This is a genomic window from Paraburkholderia sp. PREW-6R (assembly GCF_039621805.1).
Taxonomy (GTDB): domain Bacteria; phylum Pseudomonadota; class Gammaproteobacteria; order Burkholderiales; family Burkholderiaceae; genus Paraburkholderia.
This window is the reverse complement of sequence record NZ_CP155073.1, coordinates 2,192,967-2,216,018: the sequence shown is the minus strand read 5'-3', so window position 1 is coordinate 2,216,018 and position 23,052 is coordinate 2,192,967. Positions and strand designations below refer to the sequence as shown.

The 23,052-nt window shown below is 62.6% G+C and carries 17 protein-coding genes; 10 read left to right on the top strand and 7 right to left on the bottom strand.

All coding sequences use genetic code 11. The features are described 5' to 3' along the window. Window positions 1-6 precede the first annotated feature (6 nt). Entirely contained in the window at window positions 7-1,296 is a 1,290-nt protein-coding gene (locus AAGS40_RS09530) for an MSMEG_0569 family flavin-dependent oxidoreductase (protein WP_345811031.1), read from the top strand. A 120-nt stretch (window positions 1,297-1,416) separates the two neighbouring features. Here AAGS40_RS09530 and AAGS40_RS09525 read toward each other — a convergent pair whose 3' ends face one another. The 6 genes from AAGS40_RS09525 to AAGS40_RS09500 all read right to left on the bottom strand — a co-directional run bounded on the left by AAGS40_RS09525 (window position 1,417) and on the right by AAGS40_RS09500 (window position 8,841). Next, window positions 1,417-3,528: a phospholipase C, phosphocholine-specific gene (locus tag AAGS40_RS09525; protein WP_345811030.1), complete on the bottom strand. Its 2,112-nt coding sequence runs from the start codon at window positions 3,526-3,528 to the stop codon at window positions 1,417-1,419. A gap of 80 nt (window positions 3,529-3,608) precedes the next feature. Continuing rightward, window positions 3,609-3,950 carry a hypothetical protein gene (locus tag AAGS40_RS09520; protein WP_345811029.1) on the bottom strand — a complete coding sequence of 114 codons (342 nt, stop codon included), beginning with the start codon at window positions 3,948-3,950 and terminating at the stop codon, window positions 3,609-3,611. A 239-nt stretch (window positions 3,951-4,189) separates the two neighbouring features. Beyond that, window positions 4,190-5,032 (bottom strand): alpha/beta hydrolase, encoded by an 843-nt coding sequence (locus AAGS40_RS09515; protein ID WP_345811028.1) that lies wholly within the window; start codon window positions 5,030-5,032, stop codon window positions 4,190-4,192. 8 nt (window positions 5,033-5,040) lie between these two features. After that, the gene (locus AAGS40_RS09510) at window positions 5,041-6,657 is read right to left on the bottom strand and encodes a benzoate-CoA ligase family protein (RefSeq protein ID WP_345811027.1); all 1,617 of its coding nucleotides are present in this window, start codon (window positions 6,655-6,657) and stop codon (window positions 5,041-5,043) included. A gap of 100 nt (window positions 6,658-6,757) precedes the next feature. Next, window positions 6,758-8,365 (bottom strand): 3,4-dehydroadipyl-CoA semialdehyde dehydrogenase, encoded by a 1,608-nt coding sequence (locus tag AAGS40_RS09505; RefSeq protein WP_345811026.1) that lies wholly within the window; start codon window positions 8,363-8,365, stop codon window positions 6,758-6,760. A gap of 8 nt (window positions 8,366-8,373) precedes the next feature. Next, window positions 8,374-8,841 (bottom strand): DUF4863 family protein, encoded by a 468-nt coding sequence (locus tag AAGS40_RS09500; protein ID WP_345811025.1) that lies wholly within the window; start codon window positions 8,839-8,841, stop codon window positions 8,374-8,376. Between the two features lie 211 nt (window positions 8,842-9,052). On the opposite strand from AAGS40_RS09500, the gene AAGS40_RS09495 reads away from it, so the two are divergent. From AAGS40_RS09495 to boxA, 4 genes are all read left to right on the top strand, one after another. Next, entirely contained in the window at window positions 9,053-10,033 is a 981-nt protein-coding gene (locus AAGS40_RS09495) for a helix-turn-helix transcriptional regulator (protein WP_345811024.1), read from the top strand. Window positions 10,034-10,150: 117 nt separating this feature from the next. Next, window positions 10,151-11,821, top strand: coding sequence for a 2,3-epoxybenzoyl-CoA dihydrolase (gene boxC, locus AAGS40_RS09490; RefSeq protein ID WP_345811023.1), 1,671 nt, complete (start codon window positions 10,151-10,153; stop codon window positions 11,819-11,821). 97 nt (window positions 11,822-11,918) lie between these two features. After that, entirely contained in the window at window positions 11,919-13,346 is a 1,428-nt protein-coding gene (boxB, locus tag AAGS40_RS09485; protein ID WP_345811022.1) for a benzoyl-CoA 2,3-epoxidase subunit BoxB, read from the top strand. A gap of 64 nt (window positions 13,347-13,410) precedes the next feature. Next, window positions 13,411-14,649, top strand: coding sequence for a benzoyl-CoA 2,3-epoxidase subunit BoxA (boxA, locus tag AAGS40_RS09480; protein WP_345811021.1), 1,239 nt, complete (start codon window positions 13,411-13,413; stop codon window positions 14,647-14,649). On the opposite strand, the gene AAGS40_RS09475 is transcribed toward boxA, so the two are convergent. After that, window positions 14,612-15,349 carry a TetR/AcrR family transcriptional regulator gene (locus AAGS40_RS09475; protein WP_345811020.1) on the bottom strand — a complete coding sequence of 246 codons (738 nt, stop codon included), beginning with the start codon at window positions 15,347-15,349 and terminating at the stop codon, window positions 14,612-14,614. The two genes, boxA and AAGS40_RS09475, sit on opposite strands and share 38 nt — an antisense overlap. Before the next feature lie 350 nt (window positions 15,350-15,699). Between AAGS40_RS09475 and AAGS40_RS09470 the strand changes: the two genes are divergently transcribed. The 5 genes from AAGS40_RS09470 to hydA all read left to right on the top strand — a co-directional run bounded on the left by AAGS40_RS09470 (window position 15,700) and on the right by hydA (window position 22,951). Beyond that, window positions 15,700-16,980, top strand: a complete 1,281-nt coding sequence (locus tag AAGS40_RS09470) for a Zn-dependent hydrolase (RefSeq protein ID WP_345811019.1) — start codon at window positions 15,700-15,702, stop codon at window positions 16,978-16,980. Between the two features lie 104 nt (window positions 16,981-17,084). Next, a complete protein-coding gene (locus tag AAGS40_RS09465; RefSeq protein WP_345811018.1) occupies window positions 17,085-18,434 on the top strand; it encodes an NAD(P)-dependent oxidoreductase in 1,350 nt (449 codons plus the stop codon). Between the two features lie 62 nt (window positions 18,435-18,496). After that, window positions 18,497-19,828, top strand: a complete 1,332-nt coding sequence (gene preA, locus AAGS40_RS09460) for an NAD-dependent dihydropyrimidine dehydrogenase subunit PreA (protein WP_345811017.1) — start codon at window positions 18,497-18,499, stop codon at window positions 19,826-19,828. A gap of 97 nt (window positions 19,829-19,925) precedes the next feature. Then, entirely contained in the window at window positions 19,926-21,437 is a 1,512-nt protein-coding gene (locus tag AAGS40_RS09455) for an NCS1 family nucleobase:cation symporter-1 (protein ID WP_345811016.1), read from the top strand. A 62-nt stretch (window positions 21,438-21,499) separates the two neighbouring features. Further along, complete coding sequence (gene hydA, locus AAGS40_RS09450; protein ID WP_345811015.1) at window positions 21,500-22,951, top strand: dihydropyrimidinase; 1,452 nt, start codon at window positions 21,500-21,502, stop codon at window positions 22,949-22,951. Window positions 22,952-23,052 lie beyond the last annotated feature (101 nt).

Genomic DNA, 23,052 nt, shown 5'->3' with positions numbered 1-23,052 from the left:
CGCATCATGTCGAATCCAGCACATCCGGTCACCAGCAGAAGCCACTACAGCGTGATCGTGGTCGGCGGCGGCCAGGCGGGTCTGTCGGTCAGTTATTACCTGAAACAGGCCGGCATCGATCATCTCGTCGTGGAAAAGAAGACCCTCACGCATACGTGGCGCGAGCAGCGCTGGGACACATTCTGTCTCGTCACGCCGAACTGGCAGTGCGCGCTGCCGGGCTACCCGTATCGCGGCGACGATCCGCATGGCTTCATGAAGAAGGACGAGATCATCGCGTACCTGGACGGCTTCATCAGCCATGTGAATGCGCCTGTAATCGAACATGCGGAAGTCAGGCGCGTAAAGCGCCGCGACGATGGGGCCTATGCAGTGTCGACGACGCAGGGCGAGTTCACGGCCGACCAGATCGTGGTCGCCTCAGGCGGCTATCACACGCCGATCGTTCCGCGTTTTGCGGAGCGCCTGTCGGCCAGCATCGTGCAGATCCAGTCGTCCGCTTATCGCAATCCGCAGTCATTGCCGCAAGGCGCGGTGATGGTGGTCGGCACGGGTCAGTCCGGCGCGCAGATCGCGGAAGACCTGCATCTGGCAGGACGCAAAGTGGTGCTCGCAGTCGGCGAGGCGCCGCGCTGTGCGCGCTTTTATCGTGGGCGTGATGTCGTGGACTGGCTCGCGGACATGCAGTACTACGACATGCCGGTGGAAAAACATCCGTTGCGCGAAGGGGTGCGTGATAACACCAATCACTACGTCACGGGTCGCGACGGCGGCCGCGATATCGATCTGCGAAAGTTCGCGGCCGAGGGCATGGAACTGTTCGGCAAGCTCGAAGATCTGCGCGATGGCCAGTTCCATTTCGCACCCACGTTGGGCGCGAATCTCGACGCAGCCGACGATACGTATAACCGCATCAACGCGAGCATCGACCTCTTCATCGAGAAGCACGCCATCGATGCGCCGCCCGGTGTCGCATACGAACCGGTTTGGCGTCCGGCCGAAGAGCGCACCACGCTCGAACTCGCTGCGAGCGGCATTGCGGCGATTGTCTGGTGTATTGGCTTCACGCCGGACTTTAGCTGGCTCGATCTGCCCGTCTTCAACGGACGCGGCTATCCGGCGCACGTGCGCGGCGTCACACCGATCGACGGCCTGTACTTCGTCGGCCTGCCGTGGCTGCACACGTGGGGATCGGGTCGCTTCTCCGGCGTTGCGCGCGATGCCGAGCATATCGTGCAGAGCCTTCATGCGAAGGCCCGCGAGCGCAATGCGATGAGCGCTGCCGTGGCCGCCTAGATCGCTGATCGGCAAACGCGAATCACGCTGAAAAAACGGCCGCTGGACCGCACTGCGGTTCACAGCAGCCGTTCTGTTGCCGAGGCGGACAGACAGCGTCGAGGATCGGCGAAGGCAGGCTTAGCCGCCGAGCGCCGGATCACTCATGCTTGCGTTGCCGGTTTCGACGTGGCCTGCAAGACGGCGTGCAAACAGCGGGTCCGTATCGACGGTAACGGCCAGGTCGTACCAGCCGTGCACGCTGCGCAGATCGAGGTAAATCTGCTCCGTATCGCCGCCACGCACCGAGTGCGTGATGACATGGTTCGCGTCATACGCATTGACGATCGTGAACTGGCAACGCGCGCTTCCGGTGTTTTCAAGCCGCAACTGGAGGTTGCCGTTCGATACGTCGTAGCCTTCGGCAATGTCCGGACGCGCGACGTCCGAGCCGCTCCACCAGTTCCGCGTGACGGCTTTGCCCGCGAAACGGCGCAAGAACCCGTTCGGACCGTAGACCGTGAAATCGTAGCTACCGTCCGGATTCAGCGGCAACTGATCCTGCAAACGCTTGCCGGCTTCTACCGTATAGCTGAGCGGTGCATTCAGGCTGTTGGCGGCGTAGACGAGAAACACCACGCCCTTGCGTCCGGTGTTGATGAAGCGCAAGGTCAGCTTGTTCGACGAGCCTTCGGTGCTCGCGCGCACGAACATTTCATACGGCAGCGCGCGGGCGGGGCGCACGCCGGGTTCCTGCTTCGGCACCGCTTGCACCAGCGGCGGCACCGGCACGTAGTCGGGATGACGGTTCTGATCCGGCGGTACATAGCCGCTCGTGCCCGGTAACGCCGGCATGCTGGCGTTCGGATTGCTGAAGTTGAACGCCGACATCAGATCGCCGCATACCGCGCGACGCCACGGCGTAATGTTCGATTCGCCGAGATTGTGATCGTGTCCAAAACGCTTTTCGATGAAGCGGATCACCGACGTATGGTCAAACAGTTCCGAGCACACATAACCGCCTTTCGACCACGGCGAGACGACGAGCATCGGCACGCGCGGACCGAGCCCGTAGGGTCCGGCCGCGTTGCTCGAACTGCCTGGATAGATTTCGTTCGTGACGGGCACCGTCGAAAGACCGTTCGTACTCGATGCAGCCGCGAAGGGCGGCGACATATGGTCGAAGAAGCCGTCGTTCTCGTCGTAGTTGATCAGCAGTACCGTCTTGCTCCATACCTCCGGATTGGACGTGAGGATCTGCAACACCTGGTCGATGTACCACGCGCCGTAATTGGCCGGCCAGTTCGGATGCTCCGAATACGCTTCCGGCGCGACGATCCACGACACTTGCGGCAGCGCGTTGTTCTGCACGTCGCGTTTCAGAATGTCGAAGTAGCCGTCACCCTTTGCCGCGTTCGTGCCGGTGCGCGCATTGTCATACAGCGGATTGCCCGGTTGCGCATTGCGATACTGGTTGAAGTAAAGCAGCGAGTTGTCACCGTAATTGCCGATGTACGGGTTCGAGGTCCAGCCCCACGACCCATTGGCATCGAGACCGGTGCCCATGTCCTGATAGATCTTCCACGTAACGCCCGCGTTTTGCAGCACTTCCGGATACGTGGACCAGCCGTAGCCGAGTTCCGAGTTGTCGATCACCGGGCCGCCGCCGCAGCCGTCGTTGCCTACCCAGCCGCTCCACATGTAGTAGCGGTTCGGGTCCGTCGGGCCCATCAGCGAGCAGTGGTACGCATCGCAAATCGTGAACGCGTCGGCGAGCTGGTAGTGAAACGGAATGTCGTCGCGTGTGAGGTAAGCCATCGTCGTGGTGCCTTTTTGCGGCACCCACTGGTCATAGCGTCCGCCATTCCAGGCCGCATGGGTGCTGTTCCAGTCGTGCGCGAGATCCTGGAGAAACTGCAGACCGAGGTTCGGCGCGCCCGGATGGAACGGCAACACTTCGCCGACACCGGCGGCGAGCGGCTGATGCCAGACCGGCTTGCCGTTCGGCAGGTTGATCGCGCGCGTGTCGCCAAACCCGCGCACGCCTTTCAGCGTGCCGAAATAGTGGTCGAATGAACGGTTTTCCTGCATCAGTACAACGATGTGTTCGACGTCGCGGATCGTCCCGGTCCTGTTATTCGCGGGGATGGCGAGTGCGTTGCGGATGCCCAGCGGCAACATGCTCAACGCGGTGGCGGAACCGGCTGCATGCGCGGCGGAGCGCAGAAAATCACGGCGATTTTTCGATGTCATGGTGATGGCTTTCAATCTTCGGTGGAGGAACGAGGCACACGGCGCGCGAGACTGGATCACGCGTCGCGGGGGCGCGAAACTCAATCCACGGTGTGGATGACAGGCGGTGCGAGGGGCGCCGAGGCGGCGGCAGACATTGCCGTGTCGGTGCCCGGAGCGGGCAATGCCGGGCTTTGATTGGCGAGTGCGGCCGGCGAGGACGTGGGCTCCGGTGCCCAAGGGTTCGCGGTCAGCACGACGGCGGTGTTGCTGTTTGTTGCGGGGTTGTCGTCACTGCGCTGGGCCGAACCCACTGCACTCGTGTCCGGCGCTTTATCGTCGTGACTGCATGCGGCGAGCAGCGCGCAGAGCGTCAGGCTTACGACCGGGCCAACCCTGCGTTTGCGATGCAGGGGGCCGAGTGCATACGGCATAACGGACATGGCAGTGTCTCCGGCATGGGAATATGCGTCCGGGCAGGGAGGTGCCCAGGTGAGCGATGCGCAAGATTAGTCGCTGACCTGTGTAAGTTTTGTGAAGATTTGCAGATTTGTGGATTTTGTGAAAAGTGGGGAATTGAACGATCGGCGCCCGAAATGCGCTGATAGGCAGGCAGTGCTGCAGGGGCGCAGCGGAGCAACGGCGCGCGTTGCCCGGTGCCATGTTGCGATGGCGGGCTTCGTCAGCTTTCGCTGGGGATAAAGCGGATGATGGCGTCGTTCAATGCATCAGGCGCATCGCGATGCGGAGAGTGCCCGCCGCCGTCGAGCTTGACGACGCGGGCTTGCGGCACGCGTCTGGCGATCGTGTCGACCTGCGCCATCGTGCCGTAATGGTCGTCATGAGCCTGGAGGGCGAGCAGCGGCTTGCGGATCGACGCCAGCTCGTTCTCGATCGACCACTGCCTGAAGTCCGGATTCAGCCAGATATCGTTCCAGCCGTAGAACGCGGAATCCACGTCGGCGTGGTGGCGTCCGAGTTTGCTGCGTAGATCCGTTTCCTCGAACAGTTGTTTGGCCTGCGCGATGCTCTGCACCGAAAGGTCTTCGACGAAAACATGCGGCGCAATGACCACGGCGCCGGCAAGTGCATCGGGAAGCAACGCCGCGTAAAGCAGTGCGATCGAGCCACCGTCGCTGTGGCCGATCACCCACATCTGCTGACGTTCGTGCGCGCTGATGTCGAGTGCGTCGAGCAGCGCCGGCAGAATGTCGCGCGCTTGCGCGGTCATGAAGTCGACTGGCCATTTCACATGAGGTGCGCGCGGCGTCGAGCGTCCATACCCCGGCCGCGAATAGACAAGCCCGCGCATGCCCAGACGCTCGCAGAGGCTTTGCGGCCAGTCGCGCCACATTGAAACAGATCCGAGCCCTTCGTGCAGAAATACAGCGAATGGCGCACGCGCCGCAGTCTCGTTCACCCAGCAGTATTCGATCCGCAGCGGGCCGTGCGATGACGTGGGCGGCAATTCAGCGAATGCACTCGCGACAGAATCGCGAGCGGCGGTGTCAACGTGTTTCTGCATGGATTACCCTAGGTCAGTTCGCGCAATTTGAAGCGTTGGATTTTTCCGGTCGCGGTTTTCGGCAGATCGTCGACGAACACGATATCGCGCGGATACTTGTGCGGCGCAAGCCGTTCCTTGACGAACGCCTTCAACTCGTCCGCGAGTATCTCAGACGCGGCGAATGCCTGCTTCAGCACGACAAATGCGCGCGTTTTGACGAGGCCGCCATGATCGACGCCGACCACTGCCGCTTCGAGCACCGCGTGATGTTGCACGAGCACCATTTCCACTTCGACCGGCGACACGTATTGTCCGCTGACTTTCAGCATGTCGTCGCTGCGACCGGCGTAGACGTAACAGCCATTCGGCAGCCGTTGGTATTTGTCGCCGCTACGAATCCATTCGCCCAGAAACGTGGCGCGCGACTTCTCGCGATTGCTCCAGTACATGAGCGCGGCACTCGGGCCCTTGATGAACAGATCGCCCACTTCGCCATCCGGCACCGGACGACCCGTCTCGTCGCGAAGCTCCACCTCGTATCCGGGCACCGGGCGGCCCGTGGTGCCGTATTCGACTGCGCCCGCGCGATTCGACAGGAAGATGTGCAGCATTTCGGTCGAACCGATACCGTCGAGAATGTCGCAACCGAAATGCGCGGCGAAGCGCTCGCCGATTTCGCGCGGCAATGCCTCTCCGGCCGACGTGCAGACACGCATCGCCACGTCGGCGCGTGCGGGCAGATTCGGCGACACGAGCATGCTTGCATAGAGCGTCGGCACGCCGTAGAAAACGGTGGGGCGATGCTGGACAAGGCGCGTGAAAATAGCGTCGGCGGTCGGGCGTTCGGCCATCAGCACCGCGGTTGCGCCGGCCGACAGGGGAAACGTCAGGCCGTTGCCTAGCCCATAGGCAAAGAACAGCTTGGCCGCGGAGAACACCACGTCGCTTTCGACAATGCCGAGTATCGGCTTTGCGTATAACTCGGCGGTCCAGTACAGATTGGCGTGCGTGTGGACCGTGCCCTTCGGTTTGCCGGTCGATCCTGACGAATACAGCCAGAAGGCGATGTCGTCGCAGCCGGTGGAACACGCTCTGGCGGCAGGCGTCGCTGCATCGATCAGATCGCCCATCAGCGGTGCGTGGCGCGGCTCGCCGTCCGGCTGGCCGTCCCACCGGCCGTCACGCGGCTGGGAGACGATCAACTGGCAACCGTCGTGTTCCGCGGTGTTCAATGCCTGCGTGACATTCGCCACGAGCGGACCGGACGCGATCACCGCGCGCGCGTGGCTATGCGTGAGCATGTACACGTAGTCGGCCGGCGTGAGCAGTGTGTTGGCGACCACCGGCACGACACCCGCATACAGCGCGCCGAGAAAGGCGACGGGCAACTCCACGCTATCGAGCATCACGAGCAGCACCCGCTCTTCTGCATGCACGCCGAGTGTGCGCAACGCCGTCGCAAAGCGTCGCGCGCGCTCTTCGAGGGCGGCATAGGTGGTGGTGCCCGTGTCGTCGATATAGGCAGTTTTCGCGCCACGCGACTCATTCAGCCTGAACAGATAGGCCGCGAAATTGAATAGCGCGGGCGGCGGCTCGACCGCGACGGCGGTCTGGGTCGCGGCCGTTTCCAGCAGGGCTTCCATATGTCTCCTCCAATCGATGGGGGCGGTCCGGCTGTTTTGCGCTCGTGATCCGCGTGGGGCAAGCTCGTGTACGTGGTGGTCCCTGGCGTGTGTGCGCCCATCACACGCTGGGTAGCTGGGTCACTTGCGTGAGTACTGCGATGGGTTCGGCGGGCGCCTGAATCGCTGCGCGCCGGTGATAAAAGCCAAGTGCCCGCAGCCCGCCGAGTTCTTCGCCGCCGCCTGCGCGGCCGGGGCCGCCATGCAGCGACATCGGCATCACGTTGCCGTGGCCCGTTTGGCTCTGCTGGACCGAAGGCGAGACCGCATGCACACGTCCATGCGAATCGGCGAGTTCGAGCGCGAGCCGGCCTAGATGGGCGTCGTCGTTCGAATAGATCGACGCGACGAGCGAACCCGGGCCGCGTCGCGCGAGTTCGACGGCGTGCGCTTCAGGTAATCCGGTCTCCTTATCAGTGACGCGATAAGGCGCGACCGTGGCGACAGGGCCGAATACTTCGACGTCGTGGAACACGGTTGCATTGTCGGGATCGTGGACGACGAATAGATGCGGGGCCACACAGGCGCCCCTACCGGCGTCTGGACTTGCGGCCGCATCGACCAGCGCTGATGCCGGGCCATCGTAAGCGAGCACGGCTTCTTCGCGCAACGCGGCAATACCAGCGAGCACGTTCTCATAGTGCTCGCGGCTCACGAGTGAACCCATGCGGACCGCGTCGTTGCGCGGATTGCCCACGGTGATCGCCGCAAGCCTCGTCTTGAGCGCGTCCAGCACGGCTTCGAGGGCGGCTTCCGGCACGAATGCGCGGCGTATCGCCGTGCATTTCTGACCGGACTTCACGGTCATTTCGCGCACCACTTCCTTGATGAACAGATCGAACGCGGGTGTCTGCGGCATGGCGTCGGCGCAAAGAATCGCGCTGTTCAGACTGTCCGCTTCGACGTTCAGCCGCGCGCCGCGTTCAACGAAGGCCGGATGTGCGCGTAGCGTGGCGGCCGTTTCCGCCGAACCGGTGAACGACACGACATCGAACGCCTGTACCTGATCGAGCAGGCCAGCCGAGCCGCCGCACAGGATGTTGAGTGCGCCTTGCGGCAGAATGCCCGCATCGACCACGTCGGCCACCATGCGTTGCGTGAGCCACGCTGTCACCGTGGCAGGCTTCACGATGACGGGCACGCCGGAGAGCAGCGCGGGCGCCGCTTTCTCCCACAGTCCCCACGACGGAAAGTTGAACGCGTTGATGAAAAGTGCGACGCCGCGCGTGGGTGTCAGCACGTGTTGCATGTTGAACGACTGATCCTTGCTGAGCGAAACCGCGTTGCCGTCGCGCAGCGCGTGCACGTCGCCGAGCGACGCGCCGAGCTTCGCATAGTAAGACAGCGTGAAGATCCCGCCGTCGATATCCACGGCGGAATCGTTGTGCGTGGTGCCCGAGTTGGCGGTGGCGATGGCGAAATAGTCGTCGCGCTTTGACTGCAGCAGTTTGACGACGTCGCCAAGCAGCGCGGCACGTTGCGCGTAGGTCAGCGCGCGCAGTGCGCTGCCGCCGCGCTCGCGCGCGAACTTGAAGGCTTGCGCGAGATCGATGCCCTGGTTGGAGACCCGCACGAGCGCGTCGCCCGTGATGGGATCGGTCAGCGTCACGCCGTCCCCGGAACCGGCGATCCATTGCCCGCCCACGTAGTTTTTCAGCAGTTCGGTCATGTTGGTGCTCAAGCGGGAGTGAATTCGATTGCGCCTTGCGGCAGCAGATAGAGGACGAGCGCCTGTCCATTCGCCACGGTCGGACGATGCGCGGAGCCGGGTCCATACACACACCAGCCAGCCGGGTGGCCGTCGAACGTCGCGCCTTCGGTCAACGGCATGATCAGATCGATCTCTCCATGCGGATGCGCGTGATGCGGACCGGCAATATTGTTCATATCGACCACGTCGACGGAAAAGCCGTGAGTGTCGGGCAACGCCTTGAAGATGCGGCCATAGCGGATGCCGCCGCCTTCACGCGTGCATAACCAGCCATCGGCCACGCCGGTGCGGCAGACGTCGGCAAGATCGCGGAACGCGGCGCCACCGGCCGGATAAGTCTGGTTGAGCCACGTTGCGAGGTGCGCGTCGAGTGGCCGGCCGGCGATCTGCTCGGTGACGCCCGAGATCAGGCGCTGGAAGTCATGTGGGGACATGTGAGCCTCCGGGTTGGCATAGGGCACGCGCCTCGATCAATGCCGTGAAACGTCGCGCGGTCTCCCGCGCTGTCTGCGTTACGCTGCGGGTGCACCAGATATTCTTCAGACAGCGTTTGTTATTGCATCAGGTGTTGGGCGAAAATTAACCGTTCACCTGGTGCGTGTCAAGCACTATAGTACATACGTAGCTGTCTAGAGGTAGTAAAACATGAACCAGAATGACACTCCTTCGCCGCTGATGGCTCCAGCCGATGAAGACCCATCGCGCGCCGAGCGGTCCGAGCGGGGCGCCGAACGCGAAGAGCGCAATCCTTTTCTGACGGCGATGGGCGAGCGCGTGCGGCTTCTGCGCGCGCGCCGCGGCATGACGCGCAAGACGCTGGCAACCGAGACCGGGTTGTCCGAGCGACACCTGGCCAATCTGGAGTCGGGTGTCGGTAATGCGTCGGTGCTGGTCTTGCGGCAGATTGCGGCCACGCTGAACTGTCCGCTCGCGGAGGTGATCGGCGACGAAACCACGGCATCGGCTGAGTGGCTGTTGATTCGGGAACTGCTGCAGGGCCGTGATCAGGCGGCGTTGCAGCGAGCGCGGATGGCGCTCGCCGACATGTTCGCGCAAGCGCCGCGCGACCCGCATCGTAAGGACCGGATCGCGCTGATCGGACTTCGTGGCGCCGGAAAATCCACGCTTGGCCGGATGCTTGCGCAGGAGCGCAAGGTGCCCTTTGTCGAGCTGACGCGCGTAATCGAACAGATGGCCGGGTGCCCTCCGTCGGAAATCCATTCGCTTTACGGAGCGAGCGCTTACCGGCGCTACGAGCACCGCGCGCTGGAGGCGGTGATCAACGAGCACCAGCGCGCCGTGATCGCGTCGCCGGGCGGACTGGTGTCCGAATCGGGCACGTTCAACCTGTTGCTTTCGCATTGCTTCACGGTATGGCTGCAGGCCACGCCCGAGGAACATATGCGCCGCGTGGTTGCGCAGGGCGACCTGCGGCCAATGTCCGGCAACAAGGAGGCGATGGACGACCTGAAGCGCATCCTGGCAGGGCGCAGCGAACTGTACGGCCGCGCCGACATCACCTTTGACACGAGCGAAAAGACGCTCGCCGACGCTTACCTGCAACTGCGCGACCGTTTGGCCGCCCGGCTGGCCGCAGAGTCACCGGATGAGGTGCGCCCTGAGTGACAGGTAGTACAGTTCAGGGTTTACTCTGCTATATGCACTAAAGTGCTTTACATGGGTTGGACGATGCACTATTGTTCAAAAAGACAAAGTTTGTATCGTCCAGTCAGGAGACGCCCCATGTCCACAGCAGAAACCGCGCTCGCGGCCGTCGATTACCGCACCGATCCGTCGCAGTACCGGCACTGGAAACTCACGTTCAACGGACCGGTCGCGACGCTTGGCATCGATATCGCGGAAGATGCCGGCATTCGCGACGGCTACAAGCTCAAACTGAATTCGTACGACCTCGGCGTCGACATCGAGCTGCACGACGCCATTCAGCGAATCCGCTTCGAGCATCCCGAAGTCAGAACAGTCGTGCTGACGAGCCTGAAGGATCGCGTGTTCTGCTCGGGCGCCAACATTTTCATGCTGGGTTTGTCGTCGCATGCGTGGAAGGTCAACTTCTGCAAATTCACGAATGAAACGCGCAACGGCCTCGAAGATTCGTCGCGCCATTCAGGTCTGAAGTTTCTCGCCGCGGTGAACGGCGCTTGCGCGGGCGGCGGCTACGAACTCGCGCTGGCGTGCGACGAAATCTATCTGGTGGACGATCGTTCGTCCTCCGTATCATTGCCGGAAGTACCGCTGCTTGGCGTGCTGCCGGGCACCGGCGGCCTGACGCGCGTGACGGACAAGCGCAAGGTGCGCCACGACCGCGCCGACATTTTCTGCACCGTCGTGGAAGGCGTGCGCGGCGAACGCGCGAAAGCCTGGCGTCTTGTCGATGAAGTCGTCAAGCCCAACCAGTTCGATCAGGCAATCCAGGCGCGCGCGCTCGAACTTGCACAACAGAGCGATCGTCCGGCCGACGCGCAGGGCATTGCGCTTACACGTATCGAGCGCACGGATCGCGAGGACGGGCTGACATATGGAACGCTCGACGTCACGATCGATCGTGACAAACGCATTGCCACGTTCACGGCGAAGGCGCCGCAAAGCGGAGAGCCCACGGAGATCGACGCGATCGTCGCTGCCGGCGCGAGCTGGTGGCCGCTGCGGTTCGCTCGCGAACTGGACGACGCGATCCTCTCGCTGCGCACCAACGAACTGGAAGTCGGCACGTGGGTCTTCAGGACCGAAGGGGATGCACGCAATCTGCTCGCCGTCGACGCAACCTTGATGCAGCACAAAGACCACTGGTTCGTGCGCGAAACCATCGGGATGTTGCGCCGGACGCTCGCGCGCATCGACGTGTCGTCGCGATCGCTGTTCACGCTGATCGAGCCGGCCTCATGCTTCGCGGGCACTTTCGCCGAACTGGCCTTCGCAGCGGATCGCACGTACATGGCGGCGCTGCCGGGCAACGAGGACGAGGAGCCGGCTATTACGCTGTCGGAGGTCAACTTTGGTCTCTATCCAATGGTTACGCACCAGTCGCGGCTCGCGCGGCGCTTTTACGACGAAAGCGAGCCGCTCGACGCCGTGCGCTCGAAGATCGGCCAGCCCGTGAAGCCCGTCGAGGCCGAACGTCTGGGCCTCGTCACCGCGTCGCCCGACGACATCGACTGGACCGATGAAATCCGTATCGCACTCGAAGAGCGCGCGGCCATGTCGCCGGATGCGCTCACCGGCCTCGAAGCGAATCTGCGCTTCAACGGTCCCGAAACAATGGAAACGCGCATTTTTGGCCGTTTGACCGCGTGGCAGAACTGGATCTTCAACCGGCCTAACGCAGTGGGCGAGAAAGGCGCGCTCAAGGTCTACGGCAAAGGCAGCAAGGCGCAGTTCGACGTCTCGCGCGTCTGATTGCTGTACCGCGCCTCGCGAAACAGCGCTGAACCGACTGCCCGAACACGTGCCTCTCCTTCTCCAGCACTGCAGCTTCCCGAACAGGAAACCGACCATGTCCACGATCAACTACAGCGAAAAGATTCCGAACAACGTCAACCTCGCCGACGACCGCGCACTGCAACGCGCGCTCGAACAGTGGCAGCCGAACTTCCTGTCATGGTGGGGCGATATGGGCCCGGAAGGCTCGCACGGCTACGATGTATACCTGCGCACGGCCGTCAGTGTGGACGCGGGCGGCTGGGCGCATTTCGATCACGTGAAGATGCCGGACTACCGCTGGGGCATTTTTCTGACACCGGGCGAGCAGGACCGCAAGATTCACTTTGGCGAACACAAGGGCGAAGCCGCGTGGCAGGACGTGCCGGGCGAGCATCGCGCGAATCTGCGCCGGATCATCGTCACGCAAGGCGATACGGAGCCGGCTTCCGTCGAGCAGCAGCGCCACCTCGGATTGACCGCGCCTTCCATGTATGACCTGCGTAATCTTTTCCAGGTGAACGTCGAGGAAGGGCGGCACCTGTGGGCAATGGTCTATCTGTTGCATCGTTACTTTGGCCGTGACGGTCGTGAGGAAGCCGAAGCATTGCTGGGTCGTCGTTCGGGCGATGACGACAATCCGCGCATTCTCGGCGCATTCAACGAAAAAACGCCGGACTGGCTCGCGTTTTACATGTTCACGTACTTCACGGATCGCGACGGCAAATTCCAGTTATCGGCGCTCGCCGAGTCGGGCTTCGATCCGCTTGCGCGCACCACGAAGTTCATGCTGACCGAGGAAGCCCATCATATGTTCGTCGGCGAATCGGGTGTGTCGCGCGTCATTCAGCGCACGGCACAGGTGATGAATGAACTCGGCACGGACGACGTCGCGAAGATTCGCGCAGCCGGGGTGATCGATCTGCCGACCATCCAGCGATACCTGAACTTTCACTACTCGGTCACGATCGACCTGTTCGGCGCCGATCATTCGTCCAACGCGGCGACTTTCTATAGTTCCGGACTGAAAGGTCGCTACGAGGAAAACAAGCGCGACGACGATCATCAACTGAATGGGCAGAGCTACAGGCTGCTCGACGTGCAGGACGGCAAACTGGTGGAACGCGAAGTGCCGATGCTCAACGCAATGAATGAAGTGCTGCGCGACGATTACATCAAGGATTCGGTGGCGGGTGTCGGCCGCTGGAACAAGGTGCTGGAAAAAGCCGGCATCGATTTTCGTATGACGGTGCCGCACAAGGCGTTCAACCGGCAGATCGGCACGTTCGCGGGTACGCGGGTTTCGCCGGATGGCCGTGTGATCAGCGAAACCGAATGGGCCGCGAACGAGGGAAAGTGGCTCGCGTCAGCGGAAGATCGCGCGTTCGTCGCGTCGCTGATGGGTTGCGTCACGGAGCCGGGCAAGTTCGCCAACTGGATTGCGCCGCCCGCGATGGGCGTGAACCGGCAGCCGGTGAATTTTGACTACGTGCGCTTCAATTGATCACCCACAGCGCGCACGCACCGCGCATGGCGCGCATGCGCTGCAATACACGGTGGAGGAAGTCATGAACGGCCCAGTATCGATCGACGTGCTCAGGCAGCATCTGATCGATCCGGAAATCTGCATTCGCTGTAACACGTGCGAAGAGACTTGCCCGATCGATGCGATCACACACGACGAAAACAATTACGTGGTGAAGGCGGAGGTTTGCAACGGCTGCATGGCGTGCGTGCCGCCGTGCCCGACCGGCGCGATCGACAACTGGCGTACCGTGCTGAAAGCGGATGCGTATCCGGTGGACGAGCAGCTCACGTGGGACGTGCTGCCCGAACAGAACACGATGGCCGTTCCCGTGGCGGAAGAAAGCGGTGCGGGCGCATTGGCGGACGCGCCCGACGATGCGAGCGGTGTCGACGTGGACACGGTGCGTGGTTCGGTGGTGCCGCCCTGGTCTGCCGCCAAACCTTACGTGAATCTCTACACGCACAAGTCGCCGACCACGGCCACGGTCGTAGGCAATTACCGGCTCACCGACGATTCGACCGACAGCGACATTCATCACATCGTGCTGGATTTCGGATCGATGCCGTTTCCGGTGCTGGAGGGTCAGTCGATCGGCATTCTGCCGCCGGGCGCGACGACGGACGGCCGGGCTCATCACGCACGCCAGTATTCGATTGCAAGTCCGCGTGATGGCGAACGGCCGGGGTATAACAACGTGTCGCTGACCGTCAAGCGTGTCTCGCAGCAGCACGGCGATTCGATCGACGGCGTCTGTTCGAACTATCTGTGCGATCTGAAAAAGGGCGATACCGTCAATGTGATCGGTCCATTCGGCGGCACGTTCCTGATGCCGAACCATCCGAACTCGCACTTGCTGATGATCTGCACGGGCACAGGCTCGGCGCCCATGCGCGCAATGACGGAATACCGCAGGCGGCGTCGGCTGAAAGGCGCAACCGGTAAATTGATGCTGTTTTTCGGCGCGCGCACGAAAGAAGAGTTGCCGTATTTCGGTCCACTGACCAATCTGCCGAAAGATTTCATCGATACCACTCTGGCGTTTTCACGCACGCAGGGGCAGCCCAAACGCTACGTGCAGGACGCCATGCGCGAGCGGGCCGTGGATGTCGCGCAAATGCTGAAGGACGACAACACTCATATCTACGTGTGCGGTCTGAAGGGCATGGAAGATGGTGTGCTACAGGCGCTGAAGGAGATCGGCGAGCGGCATCAGCTCGATTGGGACGTACTGTGGGCGAAGCTCAAGCGGGAGGGGAGGTTGCATCTGGAGACTTATTGAGCGATTGAGATAGGGCGACGCGGGGCGACACCGCCCCGCACGCCCGGATCACCAACTGCACCACTTCCTCGGTCGTCACATCGAAAGCCTTCTGCGTGAGCGCGCGCTTGCCTTTGAGCGCGCGAATCTGCGCGTCGAAATCGGCGTAATGCTGGGTAGTCGCCCAGATAAGATACATCAGGGTCTGCGCATCGACAGGCGCGAGCAGCCCGCGCGCAATCCAGTCGTCGATCACTTTTACGCGACTGTCGAGCCAGGGCTTGACACGTTGCGTGAGTATGTCGTCCATATGCTCTGCGCCGTGAATGATCTCGCTTGCCCACACCTTCGACCCAAGCGGCCGACGGCGCGATAACTCCATCTTTGCCCGCACGTAGCCGCCAATTGCCTCGACCGGGTCGTCGCTGCATTCGAACGTGTCCGCCGCGCGGTGCCAGTCTTCGAACAGATCCTCCAGCACGCGCCGGTATAACGCGAGCTTGGTCGGAAAGTAGTAGTGCACATTGGCTTTCGGCAAGCCCGCGCGTTCCGCGATCATCGCGGTGCTGGCGCCGTCGAGTCCGCGTTCCGCAAAAACGGCTTCGGCGCACGCCAGCAGATGCGCTTCGTTCGACTCGCGAATGTGCGCCTTGCGCCGCCGCAAAGGGGCGCGTGCTGCGTCGTTTTCCTGCAGGCTGGCCGCCACGTCCTCGTCTCTCATGTTTGCCTTCGGCGGCATAGGTGCCGCGTCGCGCCTCATTCTAGCCGTTTGCCACCGCGGCCACACGGACCATCGTTTTCTGAAAACCGATCGTGGTGCGGCGCAATGGCACGCTTCTCGCTCTGAATGTCCCCGTACGAAACGCATTGATTTAGCGGGTTTAATCGGCTACAACCTGTCCAACTGGACAGGATTGGGAAAGCGGGCGACGGCCTGGGGTTTGCCCTCTGTATAAGTGGCTGCCGAAGGCGTCAAATGTGCACCGCAGTCGTGCGGGCACGCCCCAAAAGCCGCCGTGAATGCACCAGTTGCACGAGTTTCATGTCGGTTCACCGAAAGGAGCGAGACGAATGAACGCGGTATCCGAAGCGCTGAAGCACACCGAGCCCGACACGTCGATCAAGGTCAACGGCAAGCGGTTATGGGAAAGCCTGATGACAATGGCGAAGATCGGCGCGACGCCAAGAGGTGGCGTATGCCGCCTCGCGCTCACCGACCTCGACAAGGAAGGGCGCGATCTGATCGTGAGCTGGGCGAAAGAAGCGGGCTGTTCGGTCAGTGTCGACCAGATGGGCAATGTCTTCATGCGCCGTGAGGGGCGCAACCCGGATGCACTTCCGGTGATGACCGGCTCGCACGCGGATTCGCAGCCGACGGGCGGCCGCTTCGACGGCATTTATGGCGTGCTCGGCGGCCTCGAAGTGATCCGTAGCCTGAATGATCACGGGATCGAGACCGAGCATCCGGTAGAAGTCGTGATCTGGACGAACGAAGAGGGCTCGCGCTTCGCACCGGCCATGGTTGCCTCAGGTGTGTTCGCCGGCGTATTTACTCTGGACTACGGACTGTCGCGCAAGGACGTGGACGGCAAGACCATCGGCGAAGAACTTAGGCGGATTGGTTATGCGGGCGATTTGCCGTGCGGTGGCCGGCCGTTGCACGCCGCGTTCGAATTGCATATCGAGCAGGGGCCCATTCTCGAGGCCGAAGATAAGACCATCGGCGTCGTCACGGATGCGCAAGGGCAGCGCTGGTACGAAATCACGCTGACGGGGCAGGAGGCCCACGCGGGGCCCACGCCCATGCCACGGCGTCGCGACGCGCTGCTCGGCGCGGCCCGCGTGGTCGATCTGGTGAATCGCATTGGCCTGGATAACGCGCCGTTCGGCTGTGCAACCGTCGGCATGCTGCAGGTCTACCCGAACTCCCGCAACGTGATTCCGGGCCGCGTATTCCTGACCGTCGATTTCCGTCATCCCGACGATGCCGTGCTGGCGAAGATGGACGCCGCATTGCGTGAAGGAGTCGCGGAAATCGCCAATGCCATCGGACTCGACACTCAACTCGAACAGATTTTCTACTACGCACCGGTCGCGTTCGACGAAGCCTGTGTGAAGTCCGTGCGCGCGGCCGCCGAGCGCTTCGGCTATCCGCATCGCAACATGGTGTCCGGCGCGGGACATGACGCATGTTATCTGTCGCAGGTGGCGCCGACCTCGATGGTGTTCGTGCCATGTGTCGACGGAATCAGTCATAACGAGATCGAGGACGCTACGTTCGAATGGATCGAAGCCGGTGCCAACGTCCTGCTGCATGCGATGCTGGAGCGGGCATGTGAGCCGGTTTCATGATGCCGTAGTTTCATCGTAACGAAGTGCCGATAAAACACGCCGTCATGGTGCGCTCATGCGACCGGTACGTACGGCTAAGTCCTCACATCGAAGAAGGAAGGTGTATGGCCCTCAAGCAAACCGGCGACATTGCCGCGCAGCGCCTGTCGCCCGAGCAGCTGTCGTGCGAGTTTTCCGACATTGCGCCGTTGCTCGACGCGAGCGCTGCCGCCGCGGCCGCGAGCCGTTGTCATTACTGCTACGACGCGCCATGCGTGAACGCATGTCCGACGCGGATCGACATTCCCAGTTTCATCCGCAAGATCGGCAACGGCAATCTGAAGGGCGCCGCGCTCGACATTCTGTCGGCGAATCCGATGGGCGGCATGTGTGCGCGTGTGTGCCCCACGGAAATCCTGTGCGAAGGCGCGTGCGTGCGCAATCATCAGGATGCCGAACCGGTTGCGATCGGCGCGCTGCAGAGACACGCCACGGATTGGGCGATGGCGCGCGGCGAAGTGTTATTCAAACGCGCCGCGCTGACCGGCCGACACGTGGCGGTGGTCGGTGCAGGGCCGGCGGGGCTCGCATGCGCGCACCGGCTGGCGTTGGCCGGGCATCGCGTGACGATTTACGACGCGCATGAGAAGGCCGGCGGCCTCAATGAATACGGTATCGCCGCCTACAAGACCGTCGACGATTTCGCGCAGCGGGAGGTCGAGTGGCTGTGCTCGGTGGGCGGCATCGACATCCGGCATGGCGTAACGCTTGGGCGTGATATCGAACTCGACGCGCTGCGCAAGGAGCACGATGCAGTATTCCTCGCGATTGGACTGGCCGGTGTGCGAGCGCTCGCAATGGAGGGCGAAGACCTGCAAGGCGTAATGAACGCAGTGGACTTCATCGAGCAGGTGCGCAGCGCGCGCGACCTCGGCATGGTGCCGGTCGGGCGACGCGTCGTCGTGATCGGCGGCGGCAACACTGCCGTGGATGCCGCCGTGCAGAGCCGCAAGCTCGGCGCCACGTCGGTGACGATGGTCTACCGGCGCGGCGTCGAATCAATGAGCGCGACCTGGGCCGAGCGCGACTTCGCGCGGACGTGCGGCGTCACACTCGTCACCCATGCGACGCCCATGCGGCTGCTCGGCGACAACGGCGTGGTCACGGGAATCGAATTCGACCGTACGTCGAGCGAGGGCGAGCAGGAGCGTTTTGTTATCGACGCGGACATGGTGCTGAAAGCGATCGGCCAGACGCTCGTGCCGGTCGGTCTCGGGCGCGAATTGTTGACGTTGGACGGCGGCCGCATTGCAGTGGAAGCCGATGGCTCGACATCGCTTGCCGGCGTGTATGCGGGTGGCGATTGCGCGGCGACGGGCGGCATCGACCTGACTGTGCAGGCGGTGCAAGACGGCAAGGTGGCGGCTGCCGCGATCGACGCGCAGTTTGCCCGCACTGCCGTCAAGGCCGCGTAGCGGCACGAAGAGCACGCAGCACACCTCTGGATAAAAACAGGCAAGTCCCCTAGGAGCCGAACATGGCCGATCTGCGCTGTACGATTGCCGGCATTACGTCGCCGAACCCTTTCTGGCTCGCGTCCGCGCCGCCGACCGACAAAGCCTACAACGTGAACCGCGCGTTCGAAGCCGGCTGGGGCGGCGTAGTGTGGAAGACGCTTGGACTCGACCCGCATGTGGTCAACGTGAGTTCGCGCTACGGCGCGGTGCAATGGAACGGCCAACGCATCGCAGGCCTGAACAATATCGAGTTGATTACCGACCGGCCGCTCGACGTCAATCTGAAGGAAATTAGCCAGGTCAAACGCGATTGGCCCGAGCGCGCAATGATCGTCTCGCTGATGGTGCCGTGTAACGAGGCGGACTGGAAATGGATCCTGCCGCTCGTCGAAGATACCGGCGCGGACGCGGTCGAACTGAATTTCGGCTGCCCCCACGGCATGAGCGAGCGCGGCATGGGCGCGGCGGTCGGCCAGGTGCCCGAGTATGTGGAGATGGTGACGCGCTGGGTGAAGGAAGGCACGAAGCTGCCGTGTCTCGTGAAACTCACGCCGAATATCAGCGACATCCGGCTCGGCTCGCGCGCGGCTTACAAGGGCGGCGCGGACGGCGTGTCGTTGATCAACACGATCAACTCGATCGTCGCCGTGGATCTCGACGCAATGTCGCCGTTGCCGATGGTGGACGGTAAAGGCACGCATGGCGGCTACTGCGGCCCGGCGGTGAAGCCGATCGCGCTCAACATGGTCGCCGAAATCGCGCGTGATGTGGAAACGCCAAATCTGCCGATCTCGGGCATTGGCGGCATTTCATCGTGGCGCGATGCAGCGGAATTCATGGTGCTCGGCGCGGGCAGCGTACAGGTGTGCACGGCCGCGATGCACTATGGCTTTCGTATCGTCTCCGACCTGACGGACGGTCTGTCGAACTGGATGGACGAGAAAGGCTACGCGACGCTCGACGACATTCGCGGTCGCGCCGTGCCGAACGTCACCGACTGGCAATACCTGAACCTCAAATACGATATCAAGGCGCGCATCGACCAGGATAAGTGTATTCAGTGCGGCCTGTGCCATATCGCGTGCGAGGACACGGCCCATCAGGCGATCATGAAAGAAAAAGATGGCGTCCGTCATTTTGAAGTGATGGACTCCGAGTGTGTCGGTTGCAATCTGTGCATGCACGTGTGCCCGGTCGAACAGTGCATCACGATGGAACGCGTGGACAGCGGCGAATACGCGAACTGGACGACGCATCCGAACAACCCGGCCCGGGTGAGCGCCGGCACCCGTGAAGATACGCAGGAGAACGAACAGGCCGAGCCGGCGCATGCGTCCGCCAGGGCGGCTTGAAACAGCGCCCTTCGACAGAATTGAATGGGTTGTCCCAAGGACTCGACGCGCCGTCAGAAGCCGCGCGGGTCCCCAACGATAGAGCGGAGATCTTTCGATGAAGCAGACAGCGGAATCCGTCGACGCGCAATTTGCGGCCGGCGCGCAGGGCAGCAGTCTTTATAACGACGACCTCGCGCCCACCAGCGCCGCGCAGCGCACGTGGCGCTGGTATCACTTCGCGGCGCTCTGGGTCGGGATGGTGATGAATATCGCGTCATACATGCTGGCCGCCGGCTTGACGGAGGAGGGCATGTCGCCGTGGCAGGCGGTGCTCACCGTGCTGCTCGGCAACCTGATCGTGCTGGTGCCGATGCTGCTGATCGGCCATGCGGGCGCTAAGCACGGCATTCCGTATGCGGTGCTGGTGCGTTCGTCGTTCGGCACCCAGGGCGCCAAACTTCCTGCGATGCTGCGGGCGGTCGTCGCGTGCGGCTGGTACGGCATTCAGACCTGGCTTGGCGGCAGCGCGATCTACACGTTGCTGAACATTCTGACGGGCAACGCTTTGCAAGGCGCGGCGCTGCCGCTTCTCGACATATCTGTCGCGCAATTGCTGTGTTTCCTTGCATTCTGGGCATTGCAGATCTACTTCATCGTGCATGGCACTGATTCGATCCGCTGGCTGGAAAGCTGGTCCGCGCCGATCAAGATCGTGATGTGCGTCGTGCTGGTGTGGTGGGCCACCTCGAAAGCGGGTGGCCTCGGTTCGATGCTGTCCGCGCCGTCGCAATTCGTGCCGGGCGGCAAAAAGGAAGGTATGTTCTGGGCCACGTTCTGGCCGGGGCTGACCGCCATGGTCGGCTTCTGGGCCACGCTTGCGCTGAATATTCCCGACTTCACGCGTTTCGCCAGAACGCAACGCGACCAGATTATCGGCCAGTCGATCGGCCTGCCGGTGCCAATGGCGTTGCTTTCGGTGATCTCGGTAGTGGTGACGTCGGCGACCGTGGTGATCTATGGCAAGGCCATCTGGGACCCGATCGATCTGACGAGCCGCATGACGGGTATCGGCGTAGGCGTCGCGCTGATCATCCTGACGCTCGACACGATGAGCTGCAATCTCGCCGCGAATCTCGTCGGACCTGCATACGATTTTTCGAGCCTGTGGCCGAAAGGCATTACGTACCGCACGGGCGGCATGATAACGGCGACTATCGCCATCGTGATGATGCCATGGAAGATTCTCGCTACCACGCAAGGCTACATTTTCACGTGGCTGGTCGGTTACTCGGCGCTGCTCGGCCCGGTCGCCGGGATCCTGATGGTCGACTACTTCCTGATTCGCGGCACACGGCTCGATCAGCGTGAGCTCTTCGACGAGCATGGCGAATACAGCTACACGGGCGGCTGGAATATAGGCGCGGTGGTGGCGCTTCTCGTCGGCGTATTGCCGAATCTGCCGGGTTTTCTGCATACCGCGTTTCCGGCGGCGTTCCCGAACGTGCCGGCAATCTTCAATACGCTTTATACGTATGCATGGTTCGTCGGACTCGCGTTGGCGTCGATTGTCTATAGCGCATGGATGAAGTTGAGCAAAGGTCCGAGCGCGCGCGTCGCGAGCGCCTGAATGACGAGCGCTCAGGCAGGTGGTCAGCAAGGAAAACCAGCAGTTCACAAGGAGGCGGCAACATGACGACCCTGATTCGCGGCGGCACGATCATCGACGCGGAGAACACGTATCGTGCAGACGTGTTGTGTGCGGACCCGCAGGACGGCGGCACGATCCTGCAGATCGGCGCGGACCTGGAAGCGCCGGCGGGCGCGACCACCGTCGATGCCGGTGGCCAGTATGTGATGCCAGGCGGCATCGATCCGCATACGCATATGGAATTGCCGTTCATGGGCACCACGGCGAGCGACGACTTCTACACCGGCACGGCTGCGGGGCTGTCGGGCGGTACCACCAGCATCATCGACTTCGTGATCCCGAGCCCGAAGCAATCGCTGATGGAGGCGTTCGGGCAGTGGCGGGGCTGGGCGGAGAAAGCGTCGTCGGATTATGGCTTTCACGTGGCGGTGACATGGTGGGACGACTCGGTCTATCGCGACATGGGCACGCTGGTGCATGAACACGGCGTGTCGAGCTTCAAGCACTTCATGGCCTACAAAAACGCGATCATGGCCGACGACGAAGTGCTCGTGAACAGCTTCTCGCGTTCGCTCGAACTTGGCGCGCTGCCTACCGTGCACGCGGAAAACGGCGAACTGGTGTTTCAATTGCAGCGCCAGTTGCTGGCCAAAGGCTTTACCGGACCCGAGGCGCACCCGTTGTCGCGGCCGCCCGAAGTGGAGGGCGAGGCGGCCAATCGCGCGATCAGGATTGCGCAGGTGCTCGGCGTGCCGGTGTATATCGTGCACGTGTCCGCAAAAGATGCGGTCGACGCGATCGCGCGTGCCCGTAGTGAAGGCCTGCGCGTGTTCGGCGAAGTGTTGCCGGGCCATCTGGTGATCGACGAGGCGGTGTACCGCGATCCGGACTGGACCCGCGCGGCCGCCCACGTGATGAGCCCGCCGTTTCGTTCGGCCGAACATCGCGAGGCGTTGTGGCGCGGCTTGCAGGCCGGTCAGCTGCATACCACGGCGACCGATCACTGCGTATTCTGCGCGTCGCAGAAAGCGATGGGACGCGAAGACTTCACGAAGATCCCGAACGGCTGCGGCGGTGTGGAAGACCGCATGGCGGTGCTCTGGCATCACGGCGTGAATTCCGGGCGGCTCACGCCGAACGAGTTCGTGCGGATCACGTCGACGAACGCGGCGCAGATCTTCAACCTCTATCCGCGCAAAGGCGCGGTGCGGGTCGGGGCGGACGCCGATCTGGTGGTGTGGGACCCGAACGCGAGCAAAACGATTTCGGTGAAGACGCACCATCAGAAGGTGGACTTCAACGTGTTCGAGGGGATGACGGTGCAGGGCGTGGCCAACCATACGCTCACGCGCGGCGCCCTTGCATGGACCGATGGAGACCTGCGCGCGGTGCGTGGCGCGGGCCGTTATCTGAAGCGTCCGCCTAACGGTGCTTACTTCGACGCGATCCGCGTCGCCAACAAGCGCAAGGAGCCGCATCCGGTGGAGCGGTGAGCGGTCCGGGCGATGTACAGGTTCATGAGCGGCGCCGTGCTGACACACGGCGCCGCTTTTTTTGGGGTTCTCCCATTTGCGGCTACAATCGCGTCCCGCGT